Source organism: Bradyrhizobium sp. AZCC 1578, assembly GCF_036924675.1.
GTDB lineage: Bacteria > Pseudomonadota > Alphaproteobacteria > Rhizobiales > Xanthobacteraceae > Bradyrhizobium.
Map to the genome: position 1 here is coordinate 3,636,134 of NZ_JAZHRZ010000001.1, position 25,225 is coordinate 3,661,358.

General features: G+C 63.9%; 20 protein-coding genes. 12 read left to right on the forward strand and 8 right to left on the reverse strand.

The window, feature by feature from the left end; translation table 11 throughout:
- Window positions 1-157 precede the first annotated feature (157 nt).
- Window positions 158-1,738 carry a winged helix-turn-helix domain-containing protein gene (locus V1290_RS17270; protein WP_334365524.1) on the reverse strand — a complete coding sequence of 527 codons (1,581 nt, stop codon included), beginning with the start codon at window positions 1,736-1,738 and terminating at the stop codon, window positions 158-160.
- A gap of 345 nt (window positions 1,739-2,083) precedes the next feature.
- Here V1290_RS17270 and V1290_RS17275 point away from each other — a divergent pair, with 345 nt between their 5' ends.
- From V1290_RS17275 to V1290_RS17290, 4 genes are all read left to right on the forward strand, one after another.
- Window positions 2,084-2,959, forward strand: coding sequence for a class I SAM-dependent methyltransferase (locus V1290_RS17275; RefSeq protein ID WP_334365525.1), 876 nt, complete (start codon window positions 2,084-2,086; stop codon window positions 2,957-2,959).
- Window positions 2,960-3,041: 82 nt separating this feature from the next.
- A complete protein-coding gene (locus V1290_RS17280; RefSeq protein ID WP_334365526.1) occupies window positions 3,042-3,914 on the forward strand; it encodes an alpha/beta fold hydrolase in 873 nt (290 codons plus the stop codon).
- A 71-nt stretch (window positions 3,915-3,985) separates the two neighbouring features.
- The gene (locus V1290_RS17285; protein ID WP_334365527.1) at window positions 3,986-4,885 is read left to right on the forward strand and encodes an efflux RND transporter periplasmic adaptor subunit; all 900 of its coding nucleotides are present in this window, start codon (window positions 3,986-3,988) and stop codon (window positions 4,883-4,885) included.
- Between the two features lie 151 nt (window positions 4,886-5,036).
- Entirely contained in the window at window positions 5,037-5,318 is a 282-nt protein-coding gene (locus tag V1290_RS17290) for a GIY-YIG nuclease family protein (RefSeq protein WP_334365528.1), read from the forward strand.
- A gap of 165 nt (window positions 5,319-5,483) precedes the next feature.
- Here V1290_RS17290 and V1290_RS17295 read toward each other — a convergent pair whose 3' ends face one another.
- Window positions 5,484-6,320, reverse strand: coding sequence for a caspase family protein (locus V1290_RS17295; protein WP_334365529.1), 837 nt, complete (start codon window positions 6,318-6,320; stop codon window positions 5,484-5,486).
- A gap of 413 nt (window positions 6,321-6,733) precedes the next feature.
- Here V1290_RS17295 and V1290_RS17300 point away from each other — a divergent pair, with 413 nt between their 5' ends.
- The 8 genes from V1290_RS17300 to V1290_RS17335 all read left to right on the forward strand — a co-directional run bounded on the left by V1290_RS17300 (window position 6,734) and on the right by V1290_RS17335 (window position 18,574).
- A complete protein-coding gene (locus V1290_RS17300) occupies window positions 6,734-8,467 on the forward strand; it encodes a hypothetical protein (protein WP_334365530.1) in 1,734 nt (577 codons plus the stop codon).
- A 287-nt stretch (window positions 8,468-8,754) separates the two neighbouring features.
- The gene (locus tag V1290_RS17305) at window positions 8,755-9,486 is read left to right on the forward strand and encodes a thermonuclease family protein (RefSeq protein ID WP_334365531.1); all 732 of its coding nucleotides are present in this window, start codon (window positions 8,755-8,757) and stop codon (window positions 9,484-9,486) included.
- A 78-nt stretch (window positions 9,487-9,564) separates the two neighbouring features.
- The gene (locus V1290_RS17310) at window positions 9,565-10,368 is read left to right on the forward strand and encodes an LssY C-terminal domain-containing protein (RefSeq protein ID WP_334365532.1); all 804 of its coding nucleotides are present in this window, start codon (window positions 9,565-9,567) and stop codon (window positions 10,366-10,368) included.
- A 152-nt stretch (window positions 10,369-10,520) separates the two neighbouring features.
- Window positions 10,521-11,705, forward strand: coding sequence for a pyridoxal-phosphate-dependent aminotransferase family protein (locus V1290_RS17315; protein ID WP_334365533.1), 1,185 nt, complete (start codon window positions 10,521-10,523; stop codon window positions 11,703-11,705).
- Between the two features lie 480 nt (window positions 11,706-12,185).
- On the forward strand, window positions 12,186-13,256 hold the full coding sequence (locus V1290_RS17320) for an ABC transporter ATP-binding protein (RefSeq protein WP_334365534.1): 1,071 nt from the start codon (window positions 12,186-12,188) through the stop codon (window positions 13,254-13,256).
- 25 nt (window positions 13,257-13,281) lie between these two features.
- The gene (locus tag V1290_RS17325; RefSeq protein WP_334365535.1) at window positions 13,282-14,349 is read left to right on the forward strand and encodes a substrate-binding domain-containing protein; all 1,068 of its coding nucleotides are present in this window, start codon (window positions 13,282-13,284) and stop codon (window positions 14,347-14,349) included.
- A gap of 187 nt (window positions 14,350-14,536) precedes the next feature.
- Entirely contained in the window at window positions 14,537-16,249 is a 1,713-nt protein-coding gene (locus V1290_RS17330) for an ABC transporter permease (protein ID WP_334365536.1), read from the forward strand.
- A gap of 207 nt (window positions 16,250-16,456) precedes the next feature.
- Window positions 16,457-18,574, forward strand: a complete 2,118-nt coding sequence (locus V1290_RS17335) for a S9 family peptidase (protein WP_334365537.1) — start codon at window positions 16,457-16,459, stop codon at window positions 18,572-18,574.
- A 123-nt stretch (window positions 18,575-18,697) separates the two neighbouring features.
- Here V1290_RS17335 and V1290_RS17340 read toward each other — a convergent pair whose 3' ends face one another.
- The 6 genes from V1290_RS17340 to V1290_RS17365 all read right to left on the reverse strand — a co-directional run bounded on the left by V1290_RS17340 (window position 18,698) and on the right by V1290_RS17365 (window position 25,164).
- Complete coding sequence (locus V1290_RS17340; RefSeq protein WP_334365538.1) at window positions 18,698-19,417, reverse strand: ribonuclease activity regulator RraA; 720 nt, start codon at window positions 19,415-19,417, stop codon at window positions 18,698-18,700.
- Window positions 19,418-19,551: 134 nt separating this feature from the next.
- Window positions 19,552-20,643: an SMP-30/gluconolactonase/LRE family protein gene (locus V1290_RS17345; RefSeq protein WP_334365539.1), complete on the reverse strand. Its 1,092-nt coding sequence runs from the start codon at window positions 20,641-20,643 to the stop codon at window positions 19,552-19,554.
- A 135-nt stretch (window positions 20,644-20,778) separates the two neighbouring features.
- The gene (gene araD, locus V1290_RS17350) at window positions 20,779-22,515 is read right to left on the reverse strand and encodes an L-arabinonate dehydratase (RefSeq protein WP_334365540.1); all 1,737 of its coding nucleotides are present in this window, start codon (window positions 22,513-22,515) and stop codon (window positions 20,779-20,781) included.
- A complete protein-coding gene (locus V1290_RS17355; protein WP_334365541.1) occupies window positions 22,512-23,375 on the reverse strand; it encodes an ABC transporter permease in 864 nt (287 codons plus the stop codon). The genes araD and V1290_RS17355 overlap by 4 nt, the downstream gene beginning before the upstream one ends.
- An 11-nt stretch (window positions 23,376-23,386) precedes the next feature.
- Window positions 23,387-24,151 (reverse strand): ABC transporter ATP-binding protein, encoded by a 765-nt coding sequence (locus V1290_RS17360; protein WP_334369064.1) that lies wholly within the window; start codon window positions 24,149-24,151, stop codon window positions 23,387-23,389.
- 5 nt (window positions 24,152-24,156) lie between these two features.
- On the reverse strand, window positions 24,157-25,164 hold the full coding sequence (locus V1290_RS17365) for an ABC transporter substrate-binding protein (RefSeq protein WP_442895062.1): 1,008 nt from the start codon (window positions 25,162-25,164) through the stop codon (window positions 24,157-24,159).
- Window positions 25,165-25,225 lie beyond the last annotated feature (61 nt).

Here is a 25,225-nt window from a genome sequence, read left to right on the forward strand (position 1 = left end):
CATGGTGTCAGCAGGCTTCGGTACGTACGCCCGAAGGCGCGAGGAGCACCGACCTCGCGGCAGCGAGGGCAGCATCAAACATGCCCATTGCGACCGGCCAAGACTTTCAGACCGCTCTGATTTACCGTCCAGACTCTCTTGAGATATCGCCGCGAAGCTATTGCAGACCGGCGCGCCGAAACCCTTCCAGGTAATGCGCCTTGTCAGCCTCGTGCTCGAACGGCAGTCCGCTGGCCAGCCAGGCGAGCGAGAAGTTGGGCTGGGCGCCGCGGAGGCCCTCGACGGCTGCTTTGGCGGCGTCAGTGTCGCCGGCCATGCCGAGGGAGGCCGTCAGCACGCGGTGGGCGCCGACGAAGTCGGCGCGCTGCCGCAGCGCTTCACGCGACAGGCGGATCGCCTCTGCGTAGTTTTTGCCGACATACTGGCAATAGGCGGCGACGCCGCAATAGATCGCGGCAAAGGGATCGCGGGGTGAGAGTTTCAGCGCCTCGCGCGCCGCGCGATCACCGTCTTCCCAGCGCCCGCGATAGGACAGCGCAACACCATAGATGCCGCGCGCGGGCGAAAAATTCGGATTGAGCCGCAGCGCCAGCTCGAATTCGGCGATGCAATCATCGAAGCGCCGGTTGAACAGATAGACGCTGGCCAGCGCATAATGCGCCCACGCGTCCTCGCTGTCGGCCCGGATCGCTGCCAGCGCCGCGCGCTCCGCCGTTGGTACGGCCCTGGACATTTCCTGCCAACCCATATGGGCGCCGAACGTATGGCAGGCAGCCAGCAGGCTGAGCGCCTGGCCGTAAGAAGGATCGACGCTGATCGCCTTTTCCAAGAGCGCCTGCGCGACCAGATTGTCCTGCCGCGTCACGCGCCAATAATGCGATAGCGCCCGCATCACCAGATCCCAGGCATCCATGTTGTCAGGCGCCTTGCGCCGGGCCCGGAAATCCTCGGCAGCGTAGAGTTGCGGCTCGATCGCCGCGACGACTGCCTGCGTGATTTCGTCCTGCACGGCGAACACGTCGGCAAGATTGCGGTCGTAGCGCTCCGCCCAGAGGTGACTGCCGCTCGCCACGTCGACGAGCTGGGCCGTGATGCGCACATGGTCGCCGTCCTTGCGCACGCTGCCTTCGACGACATAGCCGACGCCGAGCTCCTCGCCGATCTGCTGGTGGTGGACGGATTTCCCCCGGTAGATGAACGAGGAATTCCGCGCGATCACATAGAACCAGCGCAGCTTCGACAGCGCGGTGATGATGTCCTCGCTGATGCCTTCCGAAAAATACTCCTGCTCCGGCTCGCCAGAGAGATTGGCAAACGGCAGCACTGCAATCGCGGTGCGATCGAGCGCCGGGAGGGGCGGGTGCAGCGGCTCGCCGGCGAGGTCGAGCGGCTGGGGCGCACCGGCACGCGCTCCGCGGCCGTTCGCGGCTTTCGGCTGCACGTCACCGACGAAGCGAAAACCTTTTCGCGCGAGCGTGCGGATCATGATTTGATCCTTGCCGCTGTCCCCGACCGCCCTGCGCGCGGCGTTGATCCGGCTCGTCAGCGTGGATTCGGAGATAATGCGGCCGTCCCACACCTTCTCGATCAGATCGTCCTTGGTGACGACGCGGTCGCGGTTTTCGATCAGATGAACCAATAGATCGAACACCTGCGGTTCGACCGCCACGCTCTCGCCGCCGCGGGTCAGCTCGCGAAGGTCGACATCCAGGACATGGTTGGAAAAGTGAAATTGCACGGCGTCATCCCGGTTAAATCGTCATAAGTCATTTCGGATCGGCACGTAAATTTCCGGTCACTTTGTCCCGCACTTCTTGTTTGACCATGATCTCCGGGCAAACGCTCCGCGCTTGTCCGAGGGAAAACCGGTATCCACTTTTCCGGATCATGCTCCCGGAGGAGGTAGAGCGAATTTCCCGGCGGGACCCTGTGAAAAATCTCACAGAAACAGGCATCTCACTGAAAAATCAGGGTCCCCTCAAGGCAAAATCAGCCCCGCATCACAGTCTTTAGGTCCGCCCAAGGCCATGTTTGGTTCATCGCGGCCCTTTCCGTGGCCGCAGCATCCCAATAGGAGACATCGATGGCCGCCCAGAGCGCGATCGCAGCGACCCAAACCCAAGCCGATTCTGCCCAAGCCGATTCTGCCCAACCTGCCCCCGACCTTGCCGCCCTCAAGACGCGTCAGCAGGCCGCATGGTCGTCAGGCAACTACGCCATTGTCGGCTCGACGCTGCAGATCGTCGGCGAGGAACTCTGCGAGGCGCTCGATCTCAAGGCCGGCTCAAAGGTGCTCGATGTCGCCGCCGGCAATGGCATGGCGAGCCTCGCTGCGGCTCGGCGGTGGTGCGACGTCACCTCGACCGACTATGTGCCGGCGTTGCTGGAGCGCGGCCGGGCGCGCGCAGCGGCGGAAGGCATGCCAATCGAATTCAGGGAAGCTGACGCGGAAAACCTGCCGTTCGATGATAACAGTTTTGACACGGTGCTCTCCACCTTCGGCGTCATGTTCACACCGAACCAGGACCGCGCGGCCGCCGAGCTGATGCGGGTCTGCAAGCCCAAGGGCCGGATCGGCCTGGCGAACTGGGCGCCGGACGGTTTTATCGGACAGGTCTTCAGGACGCTCGGCAAATATCTGCCACCGCCCGCCGGGACCAAATCGCCGGCGCTGTGGGGAACGAGCGCGCGGCTGACCGAAATGTTCGACGCTGACGCGCGCTCGATCCGAGCGGAATCGCGCCTGTTCAGGTTTCGCTATCGCTCGCCGGCGCACTTCCTCGACGTGTTCAAGACGTATTACGGCCCGGTGCTGAAAGCGTTCGCAGCCCTCGATCCGGCGAAACAGGAAGAACTGCATAACGACCTGCATGCCCTGATCGTTCGCATGAACCGCTCCGGCGACGGCACGATGGTGGTGCCCAGCGAATATCTCGAGGTCGTCATCACCAAGCAGTGAAACGTCGCGCCAGCAATATCTTAGCGGAGCCATTGGCGTGGCTCCGCCGGTGGCGTCCCGCATAAAAATCAGCAGCATTTCAATGACCAATGTGATTCCAATCTCGCGCGCAGAGCGCGAAAAGGCTTGCGTCGTGGCGCTGCATTGCTCGCTGGGCTCGGGCCGCCAATGGAAGACGCTCGCCGATGAACTCGGGCGCGCGCATCGATTCTTCGCCCCTGACATCGCGGGCTATGGCACCAATAGCTGCTGCGCGGCGGATCTGCCGCTGACGCTCGCGGAGGAAGTTCGATGCCTGAGCGGCCAGCTCCACGATGCGGACGGCCCCATCCATCTCGTCGGCCATTCTTACGGCGGCGCGATTGCGTTCAAGATCGCGACCTGCTCCCCGTTCGCGCATCGCCTGCGCAGCCTGACGTTGATCGAGCCGGTGCTGCCGACACTGCTGTGCGAAAGCGAGGCGGACCGGCGGCTTCACGCGCGTTTCGCCCAGGTCGCGCGTGACGTTTCCGAGGACCTCTGGAATGGATCGGCGCTGGAAGCGATCGACATGTTCATCGAATTCTGGAACGGCTCCGGCCCGCAGGATCCGCTGCCGGCCAGCGCGCGCCTGCGCATGATCGAGCGCGCCGACAAGCTTGCATTCGATTTCACGGCGGCGTTCGCCGAAGCGAATGTCGCCACCGCGGCGGCCTCGCTTCGCGTGCCGACGCTATTGTTTTCGGGAGGGCTGTCGCCCTATCTCACCCAACGCATTGTGCAGCGGCTCGGCGCGATCATGGACTGCGCCGAGGTGCAACATTTGCCGGCTGCCGGCCATATGCTCCCGCTTACCCATGCCTCGTCAGTCAATCCCGCGATCGCGAGACACATCGCCCGCGCGGACGAACTGGCCGGCGTTCCGCTGGCGCTCGAAACGGCGCTGGCAGAGGCCGGCAGCCGGGCGGAGGGGTGACATTCTTGGCGCTTGGCTCTCCCGCCGGCCTTCTGGTATCGGTTAAGGCCGAAACCGGGAACGAAATGCAGATGACCATCTTCCGCACGCGCGGCCTTTCACTTACGCTGGCCCCCCTGATTGCCGCAGGCTTGATCTGCCTTTCGAGCTCCCTCCGCGCCGCCGAGGACACCGACCCCGCCGCCCCGAAGGGCGCCGCGGTCACCGTGCTCAAGGCGCAAAAATCCTGCTTCGCCAATATCGTCGAGGTGTCCGGCACCATCATTGCGCGCGAGGAGACGCAGGTGCGGCCCGAGCGGATGGGGCTGAAGGTGGCCGAGGTGATGGTGGATGCGGGCGACAGCGTCACCGCGGGGCAGGTGCTGGCGCGGCTAGCTTTGCCGGAAGGCGGGCAGATTTCGGTGCAGGCGCCGGTGGGCGGCGTGATCTCGGCCACGACGGCGTCGGTCGGCGCGATGGCGTCGGGCAAGGGCGAAGCGCTGTTCTCGATCATCGCGCGCGGCGAGTTCGACCTGGTCGGCATGGTGCCAACGCGCGATATCGCCAAACTGCAGATCAACCAGACCGCGCGGATCAAGGTGATCGGCGCCGGCGAGGTCGATGGAAAGGTGCGGCGGCTGTCGACCACGGTGGAGCCGAACAGCCAGCTCGCGCAGGTGTTCGTCGGCGTCACCACCAACCGGCGGCTGCTCGTCAATTCGAGTGGCCGCGCGCAGATCAGGACCGGACAGAGCTGCGGCGTCGCGGTGCCGCTGACCGCGATCCTCTACGGCACCGCCGGCACCGTGGTGCAGGTGGTGCGGCGCGCCCGCGTCGAAACGCGGCGGGTGGAGACCGGGCTGATGTCGGCCGGCCAGGTCGAGATCACCTCGGGCCTGCAGGAAGGCGACATCGTGGTGGCGCGCGCCGGCGCGCTCTTGCGCGAGGGCGATCCGGTGCGCGCGGTGACGGCGAGCGCCGACGCGAAGTAGCTGGGCGGCTGCAACTCTCACCGTCGCCCCTGCGAACGCAGGGGCCCATAACCACCGGCTTTCGTTGTGTGATAAGGTGTCTGCTACCGCGCTTCCTCGGTAGATCACGCGGTATAGGTCCCTGCGTTCGCAGGGACGACGAGAGCCGCGCATGTACTACGTCTACATCCTCGCGAGCCGGCGTCATGGGACGCTGTATATCGGGGTGACCAATTCGCTGGCGAAACGGATGGAGCAGCATCGCAACGGCGAGGGGTCATCGTTCGTCAAAACCTACGGCGTTTACCGGCTGGTTTATGTCGAGGCGTTCGAGCGAGCGGATGAAGCGATTGCGCGGGAAAAGCAGCTCAAGCGCTGGAAGCGCGATTGGAAGATTGAGCTGATCGAGCGGGAAAATCTGGAGTGGCGGGATCTTAGTGATTTGATTGTTTAAGGCTCGCTATCGCCGCGTAATCGTTGTCGCCCCTGCGAACGCAGGGGCCCATAACCACTGCACTTCGTCGTTGAAGCAAAGCCGTCTCGCCGTGTGCCATTTCCGCGGGCCGGGGCGTATGGGTCCCTGCGTTCGCAGGGACGACGATGTGGAGAGGTCTTGGCCTTACCCCCCGAGGCGGACGTCTTCCAGCAAGGACGATGACACCTGCGGCACCTGCTCGCCGTCGGAGGCGCGGGAGATGGAGATGCGGGTCTTGTTGAATGCGCTGGCGACGCCGGACTGCGAATTCAGATTGTTGAGCAGCTCGGTGACCAGCACGCTGTACTGGCCCTTGCCGTCGTCGGCCACCTTGCCCGGCGTGGCCGAGGTCAGGATCAGCGCGTTCTCCGGTGTGGAGATCGGGGCCAGCCCATGGGAATAGGAGCGGAAGCGGCGCTCGTAAGGATTGCGGCGGGAGGCGTCGACGACGACGAGCTTGGCGCTGGCGCCCTTCTCGGTCATCGCATCAAGCACCTGCTCGATCGAGACGCCGTCGCGGCGGACGTCGGCTTCCTTCCAGATCGCGGCGTCGACCGGGATCATAAAGCTCTCGCGTCCGACCTGGACGCCGTAGCCGCCGAAGAACAGCAGCGCGACGGTGTCCGGCTTGATCTTGTCTTTCAGGCGAGCGACGGCGCGAGCCATGTCGTCCTTGGTGGCGTCTTCGACCACGTCGACATCGAACCCCTTGGCGCGCAGTGCGGCGGTGAGGCCGCGGGCATCGTTGATCGGCTGGGACAAAGGCGCTGCGGCATCCGGATAATGGCCGTTGCCGATCACCAGGGCGACGCGGGCGGAGGTGCCGATCACGCCGGTCTGCTCGGTGCCGATTGCCTTGGCGGCGTCGAGCGAACGCTTGTTCAGCGCGGCATGGGCGCCGATCGCCAGCGACACCAGGCCGATAAAAGCAACGGCAATGGTGACGGTGCGGCGGGAAATGCAGAGCTGACCAAGGTTCATCGCGTTTCCATTCCCAAGTTTGTCCATAGCGCCAAGCAAGACCGCGCCAGTTAGTCGCGTGCGGACCGTTCAGGTTTGATGGGGTTGCCGGGTGTGTGCCGTCTAATTGCGCTCAATTTGCGGCACCGCAACAACAGTCTTTTAGCCTGTCGGGCCCATCCGGACAACCTCATTCGACGCATGGAACCAATTGCAGCCGATTATGGGAGAGGGTTAACGCCAGGTAAGTGACCCATATCACATTGTGTTCCCCCCCGGATTTGGTTAGTTCTCAAGGGCTTGCAGGCCCATCCGGCCGGCGGTGGCTGCGTGGACTCCCCATCGAGCCCGTTCCAAAACCCCGGGACTACCGGGGTTTTACGGATCGTGCTCAACGTGGCCCTCCCTTCACCGTTCCGGCGGAAAGAAACTGCATGGGCTTTTCTACCATCGCCGGCGCCGCATTTCGGGCGCTGACCGCGCGGAAAGACGGCCCGTCGCTCTACGACGTCTGCGACCCCGTGCTGCTGAAATACCGCGGCGGCGACCCCCATCTGGGAAAATTCTATCGCACGGCGCTGGGCAACCCGGCGCTGCGGCCGCTGTTGCGGCGGACCGGGCACCCGGCCTTGCGCGACCAGAAGCGGCTCGGCACCTTGCAGGAGGCGCTGCGAAGGGCGCGCGACGATGCCGAGCCGGACTGGGCCGCGGTGGGGCAGCCGATTGCCGAGCTGATGGCGGATATTAATGTCCGCCACCCCGCCCCCGGGCCGGTGGCGGCACTGGGCCGGGTGCCCGATGATGCCGAGATCGACCGGGTGATCCGCCGCTGCGGCGCGCATCTGCTCGGCTCTTTCGCCAAAAGCGGGTTCATCCCGACCTATGCCGCCTTCAACCTGATCGGCGACGCCGACATGGGCGGGCGCGAGATGCTGATGGCGCTGACCGGGCTGAACTCGCGCGGCTACAAGAACTCGACGCTCCTGTTCAGCCTGGCGCGGATCTTCATCGCGCATTCGCCAGCGCGCGCGCTGATCAACCCGCCCTGGCGAGGGATTGCCGAGCCGATGTGGCAGCCGATGCAGATCCGCCACCGCTCGGCCTATTACGACGCCTTCTTCACCGAGGCGCTGCTCAGTTACGTCGAGACCGGGCTGGCGTCTTCGGACGAGGCCGCGGCCTCAAGGCGCGCGATTTCGGAGATGGTCGATTTTTGTCTCAAGACCTCAGCCGAGGAAGTGCCCGCGCATGACGGCACCACCGTGAACGTGATCACGGCCTTGGCGCCGCTGCCGCATCCGCGCTTTTCAAAATTCTTCTCGCAGATCAAGCAGGATTTGGGCTTCGGCATCTACGTGCCGGACTGCGACACCACGGCGTGCTCGTTCTCGGCCGCCACACAAGCCGGCTGCACCGATCCGATCCTCGACCAGCCGCTGCTCGACTTCTATCACGGCTACCAGGTGCGCGAGGGCGCCAACGAGCCGCGCGTCACCGTGCCCTTGAACGACAATATCGATTACGAGGGCGGCGTCGTCACCTGGATCGATAATCTCGCGGGCGACCGGCCCTATGGCAACGATCTAGATCCGACGCTCAACCTCGATATTCTCGAGGTAAGTTTCCGCAACCTTTCGCGCTGGAAGATTTTGGAGACGCCGCAGCGGCTGCAGACGGTGCATCGCATCCTGGGTTTCCAGCGGCGGCTCGCCGAAAGCGGCGCGTTCAAGAACCCGCGCTCGCACATCTATTACCTGCCGGAACTCTACTCCGCCTATTTCGGCCGCTGCCATGCCGCGTTCATGGCATTGCCCGAGCCCGCGCGGCAGGCGATCGATCCTGACGGCACGTTTGCGTTGATCCGCGAGAAGGTGCTGGCCTATGTCGAGGGTGAACTGATCGCGCGCGAGATGAACCCGTTCGACGCCGCGCTGGCGCTGATGGCGCTGGCGCATCTCGGCGCCGACGTTTCGACATTCGCGCCGGCGCTGCACTGCATCGTCGCAAGTCTCGGCGAGGGCGGCAGGCACGGGCCGTACCGGGCGTACGAGTGGAACAAGATGAAGACGCCGACGCGGATTCTGGTCGGCGGCCCGGAAGTGACGTCGGCGTTCGTGCTGATGGGGCTGGCGTTGGCGCGGCGGGCGATGACGAAGGGCAATGCGTGACACGCGGTGCTTACCCTCCCCTGGAGGGGTCCGAGACGAGCGAAGCTCGCTCGTGGGTCGGCACGGATCGAGCGAAGCGAGATGCGTGACGGGGTGGGGTGATCTCTCCACTCGGGCACTGATCGAAACGAGAGACCGTCACCCCACCCCGCCGCTTCGCGGCGACCCTCCCCCTCCAGGGGAGGGTGAGTATCTCGCGGGAAGTTGAAAGCGGTGCGACACCCCCGCTCTGGCAAGACGGCTCCATTGTCCGCACAATCCGCATCATTTCGCCACCGGGATTGCCGATGAAATTACGGACGTTGCTTTCTGCGTTCCTGCTGCTGTCACTGCCCGCCACCTCACACGCGGCCGACATCACCGGCATTCCAAAAATCCGCGAGGGCGATCAGCTACAGATCGGCAACCATCGCATTCGCCTCGGCGGCATCGACGCGCCGGCCGTCGATCAGCTCTGCCTCAACACGAGGGCTGAGCGCTGGACCTGTGGCGCCGCCGCGCGCGACGAGCTGATCAAGCGCTTCGGGGCTAGGAGCTGGACCTGTCATACAAGGGCGGTGGCGGATCGCCGCGGCCGCACGGTGGCGCGCTGCGAGGCCGACGGCGAGGACATCCAGAAATGGCTGGTGTCGAACGGCTGGGCGCTGGCGCAGACGCGCCTCTCGCGCGACTACGAGGCAGACGAGAAGGCCGCGCGCGAGGCCAAGGCCGGCATGTGGCAGGGCGCGTTCATCGCGCCATGGGATTGGCGCATCCGCAACAAGAAAACCGCCGTTCTCGGCGCCGTCACGCCGCCGGAGAATGCCCGGGCGGTCCTCTTGGCCTCGGCATCCGGACCGGTGGCGCCCTCGCCCGACTGCACCATCAAGGGCAACGTCAATCGCTCCGGCGAGTGCATCTATCACCAGCCGACAAGCCGCTGGTATGCGAAGATCGAAATGAAGATCTCAAAAGGCACGCGCTGGTTCTGCTCGGTCGAGGAGGCCGAGGCCGCCGGTTGTCGCGAGACGCGGCGGTAGCGGTGCTCTTCAACTGCGCCCCGCCCGCGGGGAGAGGGAGCGGCATCTACGGTGTCCGATCAACGCATCGAAAAACGAATGCGGCAACGACGCGGCTTGCGGCGGGCAATGTTGCTCGCGCTCGTCATCCTCGGCGGTTACGGCCTGCTCGCCTATCTGGTGCTGCCGGGCTTCTGGACGCATTACGAGCATCAGCGCGGGCTGACCAGCATGCCGATGGTGACGCGCACCGCGCAGGGCATTCCGGGCGATCCCATGAATGTCGGGCTTATCGGAGACCAGCGCGACGTGGTCTGCGCCATGCACGCGGCGGGCTGGTATCCGGCCGACCGGATTACGCTGAAATCCTCGATCGAGATTATCGGCAGCGTACTGCTCGATCGCCCCTACAAGGAGGCACCTGTGAGCAACCTCTATTACCTCGGCCGCCGCGAGGATCTCGCCTATGAAAAGCCGATCGGGAGCAGCGCCGACCGCCGCAACCATGTGCGCTACTGGAAGGTGCTGGAGAGCGGCGAGGAAAAGCGACCGGTCTGGCTCGGAGCTGCGACGGAGGATCGCGGCGTCGGCGTCAGCCGATACACCGCCGCCGTCACGCACCACATCTCGCCCGATCTCGACGCCGAGCGCGCGCTGCTTGCGACTGACCTGGAAAATGCCGGCATGGTGGACGCGAAATACCAGGTCACCGGCATCGGCCCCACGATCGCAGGGCGGAACGGCGGCGGCGACGCCTATTACACCGACGGCGAAATCTGGGTGCTGCGGCTGGTCGAGGCCTGCAAGAAGCGCGAGGGGCCTGCGGTGACGATCCCGAGCCCGCGGGCGACCGAACTCAAGGATCAAATCTGGCGCGCGATCGCGAATGCCGTCGGCAAATAGCCCGCCAGGCGCGGAGCAATCAGAGCAATTTGATCTTTTTGCGACTCTGGATTGCTTCGCTGCGCTCGCAATGACCGCTGCGATCCAATATTGTGTTGCCAAGTCTCCAACGCCTCCATTTCGCGTATCTGCCGATTAAGGAAAACCAACAAATGACCGTTCGTGCGGGCCGGGAATTTCTGGCCATCCCGGGACCTACCACCATGCCCGACGAAGTGCTGCAGGCGATGCATCGCCCGGCGCTCGACATCTATTCCGACCAGATGCTGGAATTGACCGACGGCCTGCTCGCCGATCTCTCAAAGCTGTTCGCCACCAAAGGCAAATCCTACATCTACATCGCCAACGGCCATGGCGCGTGGGAAGCGACGCTTTCCAACGTGCTGTCGCGTGGCGACAAGCTGCTGGTCCTGGAAAGCGGACGGTTTGCGATCGGCTGGGGCCAGGCGGCGGCGGCGATGGGCGCCGAGGTCGAGGTGCTCAGGGGCGACTGGCGCCGCGCGATCCGCGCGAGCGAGGTCGAGGCGCGGCTGCGGCAAGACAAGGACCGCACCATAAAGGCCATCGTCGCGGTGCAGGTCGACACCGCGTCCGGCGCCTATAACGACATCGAGGCGATCGGCAAGGCGATCAAATCGACCGGGCATCCCGCGCTGTTCATGGTCGACACCGTGGCTTCGCTCGGCTGCATGCCGTTCGAGATGGACGCGTGGGGTATCGACGTCGCGATGTCCGGCTCGCAGAAGGGCCTGATGACGCCCCCCGGCCTAGGCTTTGTCGCCGCCAACGACCGCGCCCGCGAGGTGCATAAAAAGGCCAACCTGCGCACGCCCTATTGGGACTGGACCGAGCGCGAGGGCAGCGAGCATTACCGCAAATATGCCGGCACTGCCCCGGTGCATCTATTGTTCGCGCTGCGCAAGGCGATCGACATGCTGCAGACGGAAGGGCTGGAGAACGCGTTTCAGCGCCATCGTTTGCTCGCCGAGGCGGTGCGCCGCGCGGTCGCGGTCTGGAGCGAGGGTCAGGTGATTGGCTTCAACATCGCGGAGGCCAATGAGCGCTCCAACACCGTGACGACCGTGACCATGAACGGCTACGATCCGGCCGCGCTGCAGCGCTACTGCAAGGAGAAATGCGGCGTGGTGCTCGGCACCGGCATCGGCGATTTGTCCGGCCAGGCTTTCCGCATCGCCCATATGGGCCATGTCAATGCGCCGATGATCCTGGGCACCCTCGGCGTCGTCGAGGTCGGCCTCAACGCGCTGAACATTCCCCACGGCAAGGGCGGAACCGAGGCCGCAATCGAGTATCTCGGCGAGAACGTGGCGGCGTAAAAGTTGTCGTCCCTGCGAACGCACTAGTGGATGCACACATGTTGCAGTGCGATTCAGGCTTCATATGCAATTTTAGAATCGAAGATGCGAGCTCATCGAAATTTTGGAATCGAGGCTGGCGTTTTCGCGCAAGATCGGAATCCAGCGCTTCGGTGGGGTGGAGAGCGCGCGCAGCAAAACTACGTCGCAACACTTGAGAAGTGCAAAAACCCTTGGCTTTTCATGAGTATTTGCGGCGCAACAAGTGTGCATGCCCTAGTGCGAACGCAGGGACCCATACGCTGCGGCCCGCGGAAATGGCACGCGACGAGACGGCATCTCTCACCATGTGAAATTGTGGTTATGGGTCCCTGCGGTTCGCAGGGACGACAAAGTCGTCAATCATGTCCCTCGGCGCGTCGGCTCTCTTTTCCAAGCCGCATTAGTGCGTATACTGGCATACCAAGCCGGGCGCTGATCCGTGCAAGAACAAGAGTGGGAGTGAGGCGATTGGCGTCCGTTGATTTGCGCGGCCTGACCAAGCGATTTGGCTCGCTTGCGGTGGTCGATAACGTCTCCCTGAAAATCGATCACGGACAACTGGTCTGCCTGCTGGGGCCGTCGGGCTGCGGCAAAACCACCACGCTGCGGCTGATCGCGGGCTTTCTGGAGCCTTCCGACGGCGAGATCCATGTCGGCGAGCGGCTGGTGTCGTCGCGCGCGCGCACGCTGCCGCCCGAACAGCGCAACATGTCGATGATTTTTCAGAGCTACGCGCTGTGGCCGCACATGACGGTGACCGAAAACATCGTCTACGGCCTGCGCCTGCGCAAGCTCGACCGCGACACCATCGCGAAAAAACTGGCGGCGATCCTGGCCACGACAAAACTCGATGCGTTGGCGCAGCGCTATCCCGGCGAGCTCTCCGGCGGGCAGCAGCAGCGCGTGGCGCTGGCGCGCGCTCTGATCGTCGAACCGGAGACGCTGCTCCTCGACGAGCCGCTTTCGAACCTCGACGCGAATTTGCGCGAGGAGATGCGGTTCGAAATCCGCCGCCTGCACGACGAATATCGCTACACCACCGTCTACGTCACCCACGACCAGTCCGAGGCCATGACCACGGCCGACCTGATCGCGGTCATGAACGGCGGCCGGATCGACCAGCTCGGCACGCCCGAAGACATCTACGCACGTCCGGAGTCCGAATTCGTCGCCCGCTTCATCGGCGCCAGCAATGTCATCAAGGGCACCGCGCGCGATGCCAACCATGTTGCCTTCGCGGGCGCGACGCTGAAGGTGGTCGGCGCACCGCTCACGGCAGGTGAGGGCGCCGTGGTCGCGATCCGCCAGCACGATATCGGGCTTTCGACGCAGGCGCCGGCTTCACCAGAGAATGCGGTCAAGGCGGTCGTCACGCGGCAGGTCTATCTCGGCGCAGTGCGGGACTACATGGTCGAGGTGGCCGACGGCACCAGTTTGCGCGCCACCACGCCGACCGAAACCAGCGTGCAAAAGGGCAGCGAGGTCTGGCTGACGCTGCCGCCCGAGCGCTGCCGGGCATTGAGCCGATAGCCACGAAACGAGACGGGAGGACGCGATGAAGGGACGAAAGCTTTCAAGACGCGACATCCTGCAAGGCTCGGCGGCGCTGGCGGTTGGCACGGTATTCGCCTCCCCTGTTCGCGCCCAGGCGCCGGAGCCGGTCGCGATCACATCAGCGCTGGTGGATGCGGCGAAGAAGGAAGGCAAGCTGATCTTTTATTCGTCGATGGACCTGCCGGTCGGCGAAAAGCTCGGCAAGGCATTCGAGGCCGCCTTTCCGGGCGTAACCATCCAGATCGAGCGCTCCGGTTCGGAGCGGCTGTTTCAGCGTATCGACCAGGAATTTGCGAGTAACATTCGCGCCGCCGACATCGTCAACTCCTCCGACGCCTCGCACTTCATCAGTTGGAAGAAGAACGGCTGGCTGATGCCGTTCGTGCCGGAGGACGTCGCAAAACATTTTCCGGAAAGCTATCGCGATCCCGACGGCATGTTTGCGACCTCGCGGGTGTGGCTGTCGTCGATCGCCTACAACACCAATCTCGTCAAAGCGGAAGACGCGCCGAAGAGTTTTGCCGACCTGCTCGACGCCAAATGGGCGGGCAAGATGGTCAAGGCCCACCCGGCCTATAGCGGCACCATCATGACCGCGACGTTTCAGCTCGTTCGCGAACTCGGCTGGGAGTACATGGAAAAACTGGCGAAGCAGCGCGTGATGCAGGTGCAGTCGTCGACCGATCCGCCGAAGAAGCTGTCGCTCGGCGAGCGCGCCGTGATGGCCGACGGCAACGAATACGGCATCGTGCTGTTGAAGGAAGCCGGCCAGCCGGTCGAGCCGGTGTACCCGACCGAAGGCACGCCGACGATTTCGGGGCCGACCGGCATCTTCAGGAGCGCGCAGCATCCCAATGCCGCGAAGTTGTTTCAGGCATGGCTGCATACGCGCGAGACGCAACAATTCTTCATCGACTTCAGCGCGCAATATTCGGTTCACGCGCAGGTGCAGTCGAAGCCGGGCCGGCGGAAGATTTCCGACATCAAGCTGATGAAGGAGGATGCCGAGGGCGTGGAGAAAATGACGGAAGAAATCAAGACGCGCTATGCGCGGCTGTTCAGGGTTTGAGGATGCAAGTGGCGACGCTCTCTGTCTTGCCTCGCCCCGCTTGCGGGGAGAGGCCGACGCGCATCGCCAGATGCGCGGCGGGTGAGGGGGCTCTCCGCGAGTCCGAATCCGCGGATAGAGCCCCTCACCCCAACCTTCTCCCCGCAAGCGCGGGGCGAGGGGGCTGCACCGCGCCTGCGGGAATAACATGACCGCCATCACCACCGACACCCCAAGATCCCGCCTCGACCTCACCCGCCCTATCCTGTGGCTGTTCGCAGCCTTCATGATCGTGCTGATCGTGCTGCCGCTGTCGTGGCTGGCGGTCTTTGCATTCACCGACAAGGCGCGGCATCCGACGCTGCAGAATTTCGTCACGCTGTTCACCGACCCCGCTTTCCTTGATCCATTGCTGACGACGGCGATCATCGCCACCACTTCCGCGGTGGCCTGCTGCCTTGTCGCCGCCCCGATCGGCTGGCTGGTGTCGCGCACCGACATGCCGGGGCGGCAGATCATCCGCGCGCTGGTGACGGCTTCCTTCGTGACACCGCCGTTTCTGGGCGCGGTTGCCTGGGAACTGCTGGCGGCGCCCAACAGCGGCATGCTGAACCAGCTCTATCGCTACCTCACCGGCGCCGAAGATCCCTTGTTCGACATCTATTCGCTGACCGGGCTGATCTTTGTGATCTCCTGCTACACCTTCCCATTTGTGTTCGTGCTGGTCGCCAATGCGCTCGACAACATGCCGGGCGAACTGGAAGATGCCTCCGCCATTCTCGGCGGCAAGGCCTGGACCACGGCGCGGCGCGTCACGATTCCGCTTGCGCTGCCGGCGCTGATCGCCGGCGCGCTGATCGCGTTCCTGCAGGCGATGACGCTGTTCGGATCGCCCGCGATCCTGGCGCTGCCGGCCGGTTTCCACACCATGACGACGAAGATCTGGAGCCTGTTCCAGTATCCGCCAAAGCTCGAACTGGCGGCTGCCGCCGCCGTGCCGCTATTGCTGCTGACGATCCTGCTGCTGCAGGGCCAGAAAGTTTTGCTCGGCCGCCGCGGCTACTCCGTGCTCGGCGGCAAATATGGCCCGCCGCGGCCGATCGAAATGGGAGCATGGCGCTGGGCCGCGCTAGCATTCTGCCTCCTCGTGCTGCTCAATCCGGTGTTCCTGCCCTATTTCGCGCTGCTCAACGCAGCGTTCTCGCCGAACGCGACCACGCTGGTGACGCCGGCGACGGCGACGCTGCACAACATCGTCTTCGTGTTCACCGAATTGTCGTCGACCCAGCTCGCGCTGAAGAACACGGTGATCCTGGGTGCATCGACGGCGACCATCGGCACCACGCTCGCGCTCGTGGTCGCCTATGTCACGACCCGCCGCGTCATCGCAAGCCACCGGGTGCTCGGCTTTCTCGCCACCGCCCCGGTGGCCGTGCCCGGCATCGTGCTCGGCGTCGGATTGTTCTTGAGCTACACGCGGCCGCCCTTCGTGCTCTATGGCACGCTGTGGATCCTGCTGCTGGCGTTTCTCACCATCAACCTCCCTTCGGCCTATCAGCAATTGCAGGCGGCGTTCGCGACCATTCATCCCGAACTGGAGGACGCCAGCCGCATTCTCGGGGCGAGCCGGCTGCAATCGCTGCGCCAGATCACCGCGCCTTTGTTGCGCACCGGCGTGATCGCGACCTGGTGCTTCATCTTCATCGGCGTGATGCGGGAGTTATCCGCGGCGATCGTGCTGTTCACCTCGCAGACCAAGGTGCTGTCGGTTTTGATCTACGACCTCAATGAAAGCGGCGACCTCGCCGCGATCTCGGTGCTCGGCATCGCGATGCTGGTGATCACCTTTGCGGTGGTGCTCGCGGTGAACCGGATCCCGATGTTCGGCGGCGGCGCCGGGGCGAAGCTGCGGAATAGTTAGGATCGGCTCTGTCGGCTCGTCGTCCCTGCGAAAGCAGGGACCCATAACCACCGCTCAGCGGTGTGAGAGAATCCGTCTCCCCTTGTGCCACTTTCGCAGGCCGCGGCGTATGGGTCCCTGCGTTCGCAGGGACGACGGTTAGCGCATCTGGTAATCCGCCACATTTGCCCCGATATAAAGCGCACCATTGAGCCATATGAGGACCGCGTGACACAAGCCGCCGCCAAAAAGCCCGCCCTCTCGCCGCCGGTCGCCCCGCGCCGGCCGCATACTTTCACCACGCACGGCATCACCGTGCAGGACGACTATGCCTGGCTGAAGGACCCGAAATGGCAGGAAGTGCTGCGCGACCCCTCGATCCTCGACCCGGACATCCGCAAATATCTGGAAGCCGAGAACGATTACACCGAGAGCCTGCTCGGCCACACCGCCGTCCTGCAGAAGAAGCTGGTCGCGGAAATGCGCGGACGGATCAAGGAAGACGATTCCAGCGTGCCGTCACCGGACGGCCCGTTCGCCTATTTGCGAAAATTCCGCGAGGGCGGGCAGCATGAAATGTTCGGCCGCACGCAGCGCGATGGCGGCGCGGTAAGAATCGTGCTCGACGGCGACGCCCTCGCCAAGGACCATGAGTATTTCAAGTTCGGCGGCGCGCGGCATTCGCCTGACCACACACTGCACGCGTGGAGCGCCGATACCAAGGGCTCGGAATATTTCTCGATCCGCGTGCGCGACTGGGAGACGGGGATCGACCGCGACGATCTCGTCGAGGAGACCGACGGCGGCATCGTCTGGAGCAAGGATTGCCAAAGCTTCTTCTATGTCAAACTCGACGACAACCATCGCCCGATGCAGGTGTGGCGGCACCGGATGGGTACCAAGCAGGCCGACGATACGCTGGTCTATGAAGAAAAGGATTCCGGCTGGTTCACCCATCTGCACGAGAGCTCTTCCGGGCGCTTCTGCGTGATCGCCGGCGGCGATCATGAGACCTCGGAACAGCGGTTGATCGATCTCGCCAATCCCGAAGCGCCGCCGCGGCTGGTGGCGGCACGCGAGGAAGGCGTGCAGTATTCGATCGCCGACCGCGGCGACGAATTGTTCATTCTCACCAATGCGGATGACGCGATCGACTTCAAGGTCGTCACCGCGCCGCTCGCCTCGCCCGAGCGCGCCAACTGGCACGATTTGATTCCGCATCGCGCCGGCATCTATGTGCTCGATGTCGAACTCTATGCCGGCCACATGGTGCGGCTGGAGCGCGCCAATGCGCTGCCCGCGATCATTATCCGCGATCTCGGTAACGGCGAGGAACATGCCATCGCCTTTGACGAGGCGGCGTATTCGCTGGACACCATGGGCAGCTACGAATTCGAGACCACCAATCTGCGGTTTTCCTATTCGTCAATGACGACGCCGTCGGAAGTCTATGACTACGACATGGCGAAGCGAACGCGCGTCTTGCGCAAGCGCCAGGAGATTCCGTCAGGCCATGACCCGGCCGACTATGTCACCACGCGGATCATGGCGACGTCGCATGACGGCGCGCTGGTGCCGGTCTCGATCCTGCACCGCAAGGACCTCGTGCGCGACGGCAAGGCGCCGCTGTTGCTCTACGGCTACGGCTCCTATGGCATGGCAATGCCGGCCTCGTTCTCAACCAACCGGCTGTCACTGGTCGATCGCGGCTTTGTCTATGCAATCGCGCATATCCGCGGCGGCGCGGACAAGGGCTGGGGCTGGTATCTCGACGGCAAGCGCGAGAAGAAGACCAATTCATTCGACGATTTCGCTGCCGCGGGCCGCGCCCTGATCGAAGCAAAATACACCAGCGCCAAACGCCTCGTCGGCCATGGCGGCAGCGCCGGCGGCATGCTGATGGGAGCTAGCGCCAACCGCGCCGGCGAATTGTTCGCCGGCATCGTCGCCGAAGTGCCGTTCGTCGACGTACTCAACACCATGCTCGACGACACGCTGCCGTTGACACCGCCGGAATGGCCGGAATGGGGCAACCCTATCGAGAGCGAAAAGGATTTTCGCACCATCTTGTCGTACTCGCCCTACGACAATATCGCGGCGAAGGAATATCCCGCTGTGCTCGCGATGGGCGGCCTGACCGATCCGCGCGTCACCTACTGGGAGCCGGCGAAATGGATCGCGCGGTTGCGCGCGACCATGACCGGTGGCGGGCCGGTGCTGCTGCGCACCAACATGGGCGCCGGCCACGGCGGCGCGTCGGGCCGCTTCAACCGGCTCGATGAAGTGGCGATCGCTTATGCGTTTGCGCTATGGGCGGTGGGGCTGGCGGAGAAGGGTGAGGCGTGAGGCGCTCGTGTCCCGGACGCGATGCGGCGTGCAACGTTGCATCGCAGAGCCGGGACCCACCAACGCATGGGCCCCGGCTCTGCAGCGCATCGCTTTGCGCTGCGCTGCGTCCGGGGCACGCAGTTAACGCCCGTTCTTCTTTCGCCACTCCGCGAAATCGGTCAGCGTCTGCGGATCGGTCGCCGGATAGAGCCCGAAAATGCCGCGGCCGTTCTGGACCTGCTCTGTCACGAAATCCTCAAACGCCGTCATCTCGACCGCCTCGTCGGCGATTTCGTCGGCCAGATGCGCGGGGATCACGATCACGCCGTCGGCATCGCCAAGAATAACGTCGCCGGGAAACACCGGCGCGTCGCCGCAACCGATCGGCACGTTGATCTCGATCGCCTGATGCAGCGTGAGATTGGTCGGCGCGCTTGGGCGGTGGTGATAGGCAGGGAAGCCGAGCTTTGCGATCTCCGCGGAGTCCCGAAAGCCGCCGTCGGTGATGACGCCGGCGCAGCCGCGCTGCATCAGCCGCGTCACCAGGATGGCGCCGGCGGACGCGGCGCGGGCGTCCTTGCGGCTGTCCATCACCAGCACCGCGCCGGGCGGGCAATCCTCGATCGCCTTGCGCTGCGGGTGGCTGCGGTCGCGAAACACGTCGATCTTGTTGACGTCCTCGCGCGCCGGCATGTAGCGCAAGGTAAAGGCCTCGCCGACCAACACCGGTTGATCGGGACCCAAGGGGTGCACATCCTGGATCATCTGAATGCGGAAGCCGCGCTTGAACAACGCGGTGGCGACGGTGGCAGTGGAAACCGTCTTCAGCTTGTTGCGGGTGACGTCGCTCAGTTTTGTCATGGTGTTCTCGCTTTCTTGGTCGTCATTCCGGAGCGCTCGCGTCAGCGAGCGAATCCGGAATCTCGAGATTCCCCGGTGCGCAATTGCGCACCTGAGGTCTGATCCTTCGGACCATCCCGGAATGCCAACATCAATCACACCGCCCCGTGCGCTTCCACGTACAGTGCATAGACCGAGTGGCAGCTTGTCATGTAGAGGCGGTTGTTCTTCGGGCCGCCGAAGGTGAGATTGGCGCACCGCTCCGGCAGGCGGATGTGGGCTAGCGGCTTGCCGGCGGGGCTGAATACCATCACGCCGTCGAGATCCTCCGGCTTGCCCTTGAGCTGATACACCCGGCGGCCGCCAACCTCCGTCGGCTCGGGCTGCAGCGCGCCGTTGGAGCCCCAGCCGCACCATAGATTGCCGTCGCGGTCAACGCGGAAGCCGTCGAGTGCGCCTTGATCGGCGGCGTCGATCAGCTTGGTCTTGCCGCCCACCGTGCCGTCGGCGTTGACGTCAAAACTCCAGATGCTGCGGTTCGGCGTGCCCTTCCATTCCACGACATAGAGCTTCTTCTCATCCGGCGAGAAGGCGAGCCCGTTGGGATTGACGATGTCGGTAATGACGGCGGTGAGCTTGCCGTCCTTGGTCAGGCGATAGACGTTGGTAGTCGCCTGCTCGGGCTTTTCCTTTTTGCCTTCCCACTCGCCGTTGATGCCGAACAAGGGATCGGTGAACCAGATGGTGTCGTCGGATTTCACCACGATGTCGTTCGGCGCGTTCAACCGCTTGCCCTCGAACTTGTCGGCCAGCACGGTGATCTTGCCGTCCTTCTCCGTGCGGGTGACGCGGCGGGTGACCGAATGCTCGCAGGTGACGAGGCGGCCCTGACGATCGCGCGCGTTGCCGTTGGCGTAGTTGGCATTAGCGCGGAAGACCGAGGTCTGGTTGGTCTTCTCGTCGAACTTCATGATGCGGTTGTTGGGAATGTCGGAGAACAGGAGATAGCCTCCTTCCGGAAAATACGCCGGCCCTTCGGCCCAGCGCATGCCGGTCGCAACCTGTTCAATGGTCGAGGAATAGATCCGATACTTTGCAAAACTCGGATCGAGGATCTGCACCGCCGGATCGGGATAGCGCTGGTTCGGCGTGAACGGGAACGATTGCGCGAGGGCGATGCGCGCGAGCAGCGTCGTGGCGGCAGCGGCGCCGGCGCCTGCAAGCAGGTTGCGTCGAGACATGGTCATTAGTGGTCCTCCCCTGTGATGCTTTTTGTTTGGTGTCGTCTATCCCGTCATTGCGAGGAGCGAAGCGACGAAGCAATCCATTCTTTCTTTGGGTCGTGAGATGGATTGCTTCGCTGCGCTCGCAATGACGGAGGGCTAGTAAATCGGCGGCTCACTCACCGGTTCTCCAAATCCGGTCTCCAGAAAATCGAAGTCGCAGCCTTCATTGGCCTGCTTGATGTGGCGGGTGAACATCCAGCCATAGCCGCGCTCGTAACGCGGCTCCGGCGCCTTCCACTCGGCGCGGCGCATTGCGAGCTCCGCCTCCGGCACATCGAGGTTGATGGTACGGGCGTTGACGTCGAGCGTGATCTTGTCGCCGGTTCGCACCAGCGCCAGCGGCCCGCCGATGTAGGATTCCGGCGAGACGTGCAGGATGCAGGCGCCATAGCTGGTGCCGCTCATGCGCGCATCCGACAGCCGCACCATGTCGCGCACGCCCTGCTTCACCAGTTTCGTCGGGATCGGCAGCATGCCCCATTCCGGCATGCCCGGCCCTCCCTGCGGACCGGCATTGCGCAGGATCAGCACGTGATCCGCCGTGACGTCGAGATTGGGATCGTCGATCGCTTTCTTCAGCGAAGGGTAATCGTCGAACACCAGCGCCGGCCCGGTGTGCTTGAGGAAGCGCGGCTCACAGGCACTCGGCTTGATCACGCAGCCATCGGGCGCGAGATTGCCCTTGAGCACCGCAAGCGCACCTTCCTTGTAGATGGGATTCTCGATGGTGCGGATAACGTCGTCATTATAGACTTCGGCGCGCGCGATGTTCTCGCCGAGCGTCTGGCCGGTGACCGTCATGACGTCGAGATGCAGATGCTCCTTGATGCGGCTCATCAGGCCCGGCAGGCCGCCGGCGTAGAAGAAATCTTCCATCAGATATTTGTCGCCGCTCGGCCGCACATTGGCGATCACAGGCACCTTGCGGCTGGCCTTCTCGAAATCGTCGAGCCCGATGTCCTGGCCGGCACGGCGCGCCTGCGCGATCAGATGGATGATCGCATTGGTCGAGCAGCCCATCGCCATCGCGACCGTAATCGCGTTCTCGAAGGCTTTTCGGGTCTGAATCTTCTCCGGCGTCAGGTCCTCCCACACCATCTCGACGATGCGGCGGCCGCATTCGGAGGCCATGCGGATGTGGCCGGCATCGGCTGCGGGAATCGAGGAGGCGCCCGGCAGCGTCATGCCGATCGATTCCGCAATCGCCGTCATGGTCGACGCCGTGCCCATCGTCATGCAGGTGCCGTAGCTGCGGGCGATGCCGGCCTCGACGTCAACCCAGTCCTTGTCGGAGATTTTTCCGGCACGGCGCTCGTCCCAGTATTTCCAGGCATCCGAGCCCGAACCCAGCGTCTTGCCCTTCCAGTTGCCGCGCAGCATCGGCCCGGCCGGCAGATAGATCGTCGGCAGGTTCATGCTGGTGGCACCGAGCAGCAGGCCGGGCGTGGTCTTGTCGCAGCCGCCCATCAGCACCACGCCATCGACCGGATGGCCGCGCAACAATTCCTCGGCATCCATCGCCAGCATGTTGCGGTAGAGCATGGTGGTCGGCTTCAGGAACGATTCCGACAGCGACAGCGCCGGCAGTTCCATCGGGAAGCCGCCCGCCATCAGGATGCCGCGCTTGACGTCGTCGACGCGGCTCTTGAAATGCATGTGACAGGGCTGCGCATCCGACCAGGTGTTGAGGATCGCTATGACAGGCCGGCCCTTCCATTCCTCCGGCGCGTAGCCCATCTGCATGGCGCGCGAGCGGTGGCCGAAGGCGCGGAGATCATCAGGCGCGAACCAGCGCGCGCTGCGGAGATCAGCGGGGTTCTTCTTGTTGCTCATGACTGAGTCCCCCATTTCTGGACGGTGTTGCGCTCGATCGTGCGGAAGATCAGGTTCTCCACGATCAGGCCAATGACGATCACGGTCAACAGGCCGGCGAACACGGCGGGGATATCCAGCAAGTTGCGGTTCTCGAAGATGAACCAGCCGAGGCCGCCCTGCCCCGACGACACGCCGAACACCAGTTCGGCGGCGATCAGCGTACGCCAGGCAAACGCCCAGCCGATCTTCAGGCCCGTCAGAATCGAGGCGAATGCCGCGGGGATCAGGATGCGGAATACGTAGGGCAATCCGCGCAGGCCGTAATTGCGGCCGACCATGCGCAGCGTGTTCGAGACGCTCTTGAAGCCGGAATGGGTGTTGAGCGCGACCGGCCACAGCACCGAATGGATCAGCACGAACACGAGGCTGCCGTTGCCGAGACCGAACCAGATCAGGGCCAGCGGCAACAGCGCGATTGCCGGCAAGGGATTGAACATCGCCGTGATGGTTTCGAGGAAATCCGTGCCGACCCGGGTCGAGATCGCGAGAATCGTGAAGATGGCGGCCAGCGCAATGCCTGCGGCATAGCCCATGAACAGCACCTTCAGCGACGCCCAGGCACGCAAGGGGATGGTGCCGTCGCGCACCTTGTCGAACATGGTGACGATGGTGTCGTGGAAGGTCGGGAACAGCAGCGGATTGTTCAGGATGGTGCCGTAGGCCTCCCAGGCCGCGGCGAGGAAGATGATGATCACGGCCTTGCGTACAAAGCCGTCGTTCCACAACAGCTCCAGCACCGTCAACTTGCGCTCGACCTCGGCCGGCACCGCCGCCGTCAGTTCGGCGGCATCGCGCAACAGAATTCTGGCCTCACCCATCGCGCGCTCCTTTAGTGTGCCGTGACAGCGTCGGCGAACAAGAGATCATGGATCTGCTTTTCCAGCCGCGCCGCGCTGCCGTCCTCGCCGGAAACCTTGTCGACGTCGATCACCTCGGCCTTGACCCGGCCGGGATGCGGCGACAGCAGCAGGATGCGGTTGCCGATCTTGATTGCCTCCGCGATCGAATGGGTGACGAACAGCACGGTGAATTTGGTCTCCGCCCAAAGCTGCAGCAGTTCGTCCTGGCAGGTGCGCCGCGTCAGCGCATCGAGGGCTGCGAACGGCTCGTCCATCAGCAAAATATCCGGCTCCATCGCCATGCCGCGCGCGATCGCGACGCGCTGCTTCATGCCGCCGGATAGGGTGTGCGGATAGGCATCGACGACGCGGGTGAGGCTGACTTTTTCGATATAGGCGCGCGCCCGCATCTCCGCTTCCTTGCGCGGCAGTTTCCGTGTCATCAGCAGCGGAAACATCACGTTCTCCAGCACCGTTTTCCACGGCAGAAGCTGGTCGAACTCCTGAAAAATCATCATGCGGTCGGCGCCGGGCTCGGATATTTCGCGGCCCGAGATCCGCATCTTGCCCTCGCTCGGCCTCATGTAGCCGCCGACGGCTTTCAACAGCGTCGACTTGCCGCAACCGGAGGGGCCGAGCAGCACGAAGCGATCGGAACGATCGACCGTGAAGCTGACCCGCTCGGTCGCGGTCACGACTGCGCTCGAGGTCTTGTAGCGCAGTGTTACGTCACTGACGTCGAGAAGCGCGGCCATGTCGATCAATTGCCCTTCAGGTCGTGCACGACCGGCAGGTAATAATCGGTCCACGCCTTGGGCATGGTCTTCAGCGTGCCGACCTTGAACAGATGCGCGGCGAACTTCATGGTACCCTGCGGCTGCAGGTTCCATTCCATCATGCCGGGCTCCTTCAGCCAGGCCAGCAGGTCCTCGACGCTGGTCTTGTCGCCGGTGACTTCCTTGTAGATCTCAACCGCGGCCCTGGTGTCGCTGCGGATCAAATCCTGCGCTTCCTTGGTGGCGTCGCGCACGGCCTGCACGATCTTCGGATTGGCGTCGGCGAATTTGGTCGTGGTGAAGAACTGGGCCTGGCTGAGCGGGCCGCCCATCACGTCCGGCGACGACAGCACCACATGCGCGCCGGGGACGTTCTTCAGTTCGAGGAAGGTGAACGGCGGGATCGCAAAATGGTTGCGGACCTCGTGCTGGGCATTGGTCATCGCCACATAGGCGTCGGGATGGCCGAGCTGTACCGTGCTGGCATCGAGCTTCGACCACTGGTCGGCGCCGAAGATCTCGCTTGCCGCGATCTGCAGCACGATCGCCTGGGTCGAGACCTTCACCGTCGGCACCGCGATCTTGTCGTTCGGGCCGAAATCCTTGATCGACTTGATATTCGGATCGCGGCTGATCAGCGTCATCGGTTGCGCCGAGGTGGCGACGATGCCCTTGACGCCGCCGCGGGTGCGATCCCACAGCAACAAGAGATTGCCGGTCCCGGTGTTGAGGATATCGACGCTGCCTGCCAATAGCGCGTCGGTCTGCGCGCCGCCGCCGCTTAAGTTGATCCACTTGGTGGTGACGCTGGGCACGCCGAGCGAAGCTGCGTGCTTCTCGATCAGCTTGTGTTTTTCCATGATGTGCGAAGGCATGTAGAAAATGCCCGGCTGCCGCGACAGCGAAATCTCCGTCTTCTGCTGGGCCGCGGCCTGAGAGCCCGGCAGCACCATGGCAAGCGCCGCGACGGCGCCCGCGCAGGCGCTCCACATTCTGTTTCTCATTGTGCATCTCCTCCGGCGTTTCATTGACGCCTCGAAGGAAATGCACTAA

What these genes read in the sequence shown, in the direction of transcription:
- V1290_RS17280 (WP_334365526.1), top strand. Translation starts at nt 3,042, where the DNA reads ATGACCAATGTGATTCCAATCTCGCGCGCAGAGCGCGAAAAGGCTTGC.
- V1290_RS17365 (WP_442895062.1), bottom strand. Translation starts at nt 25,164, where the DNA reads ATGTGGAGCGCCTGCGCGGGCGCCGTCGCGGCGCTTGCCATGGTGCTG.
- V1290_RS17355 (WP_334365541.1), bottom strand. Translation starts at nt 23,375, where the DNA reads ATGGGTGAGGCCAGAATTCTGTTGCGCGATGCCGCCGAACTGACGGCG.
- V1290_RS17310 (WP_334365532.1), top strand. Translation starts at nt 9,565, where the DNA reads ATGCGGCAACGACGCGGCTTGCGGCGGGCAATGTTGCTCGCGCTCGTC.
- V1290_RS17300 (WP_334365530.1), top strand. Translation starts at nt 6,734, where the DNA reads ATGGGCTTTTCTACCATCGCCGGCGCCGCATTTCGGGCGCTGACCGCG.
- araD (WP_334365540.1), bottom strand. Translation starts at nt 22,515, where the DNA reads ATGAGCAACAAGAAGAACCCCGCTGATCTCCGCAGCGCGCGCTGGTTC.
- V1290_RS17330 (WP_334365536.1), top strand. Translation starts at nt 14,537, where the DNA reads ATGACCGCCATCACCACCGACACCCCAAGATCCCGCCTCGACCTCACC.
- V1290_RS17305 (WP_334365531.1), top strand. Translation starts at nt 8,755, where the DNA reads ATGAAATTACGGACGTTGCTTTCTGCGTTCCTGCTGCTGTCACTGCCC.
- V1290_RS17315 (WP_334365533.1), top strand. Translation starts at nt 10,521, where the DNA reads ATGACCGTTCGTGCGGGCCGGGAATTTCTGGCCATCCCGGGACCTACC.
- V1290_RS17295 (WP_334365529.1), bottom strand. Translation starts at nt 6,320, where the DNA reads ATGAACCTTGGTCAGCTCTGCATTTCCCGCCGCACCGTCACCATTGCC.
- V1290_RS17360 (WP_334369064.1), bottom strand. Translation starts at nt 24,151, where the DNA reads ATGGCCGCGCTTCTCGACGTCAGTGACGTAACACTGCGCTACAAGACC.
- V1290_RS17325 (WP_334365535.1), top strand. Translation starts at nt 13,282, where the DNA reads ATGAAGGGACGAAAGCTTTCAAGACGCGACATCCTGCAAGGCTCGGCG.
- V1290_RS17290 (WP_334365528.1), top strand. Translation starts at nt 5,037, where the DNA reads ATGTACTACGTCTACATCCTCGCGAGCCGGCGTCATGGGACGCTGTAT.
- V1290_RS17345 (WP_334365539.1), bottom strand. Translation starts at nt 20,643, where the DNA reads ATGACCATGTCTCGACGCAACCTGCTTGCAGGCGCCGGCGCCGCTGCC.
- V1290_RS17275 (WP_334365525.1), top strand. Translation starts at nt 2,084, where the DNA reads ATGGCCGCCCAGAGCGCGATCGCAGCGACCCAAACCCAAGCCGATTCT.
- V1290_RS17340 (WP_334365538.1), bottom strand. Translation starts at nt 19,417, where the DNA reads ATGACAAAACTGAGCGACGTCACCCGCAACAAGCTGAAGACGGTTTCC.
- V1290_RS17285 (WP_334365527.1), top strand. Translation starts at nt 3,986, where the DNA reads ATGACCATCTTCCGCACGCGCGGCCTTTCACTTACGCTGGCCCCCCTG.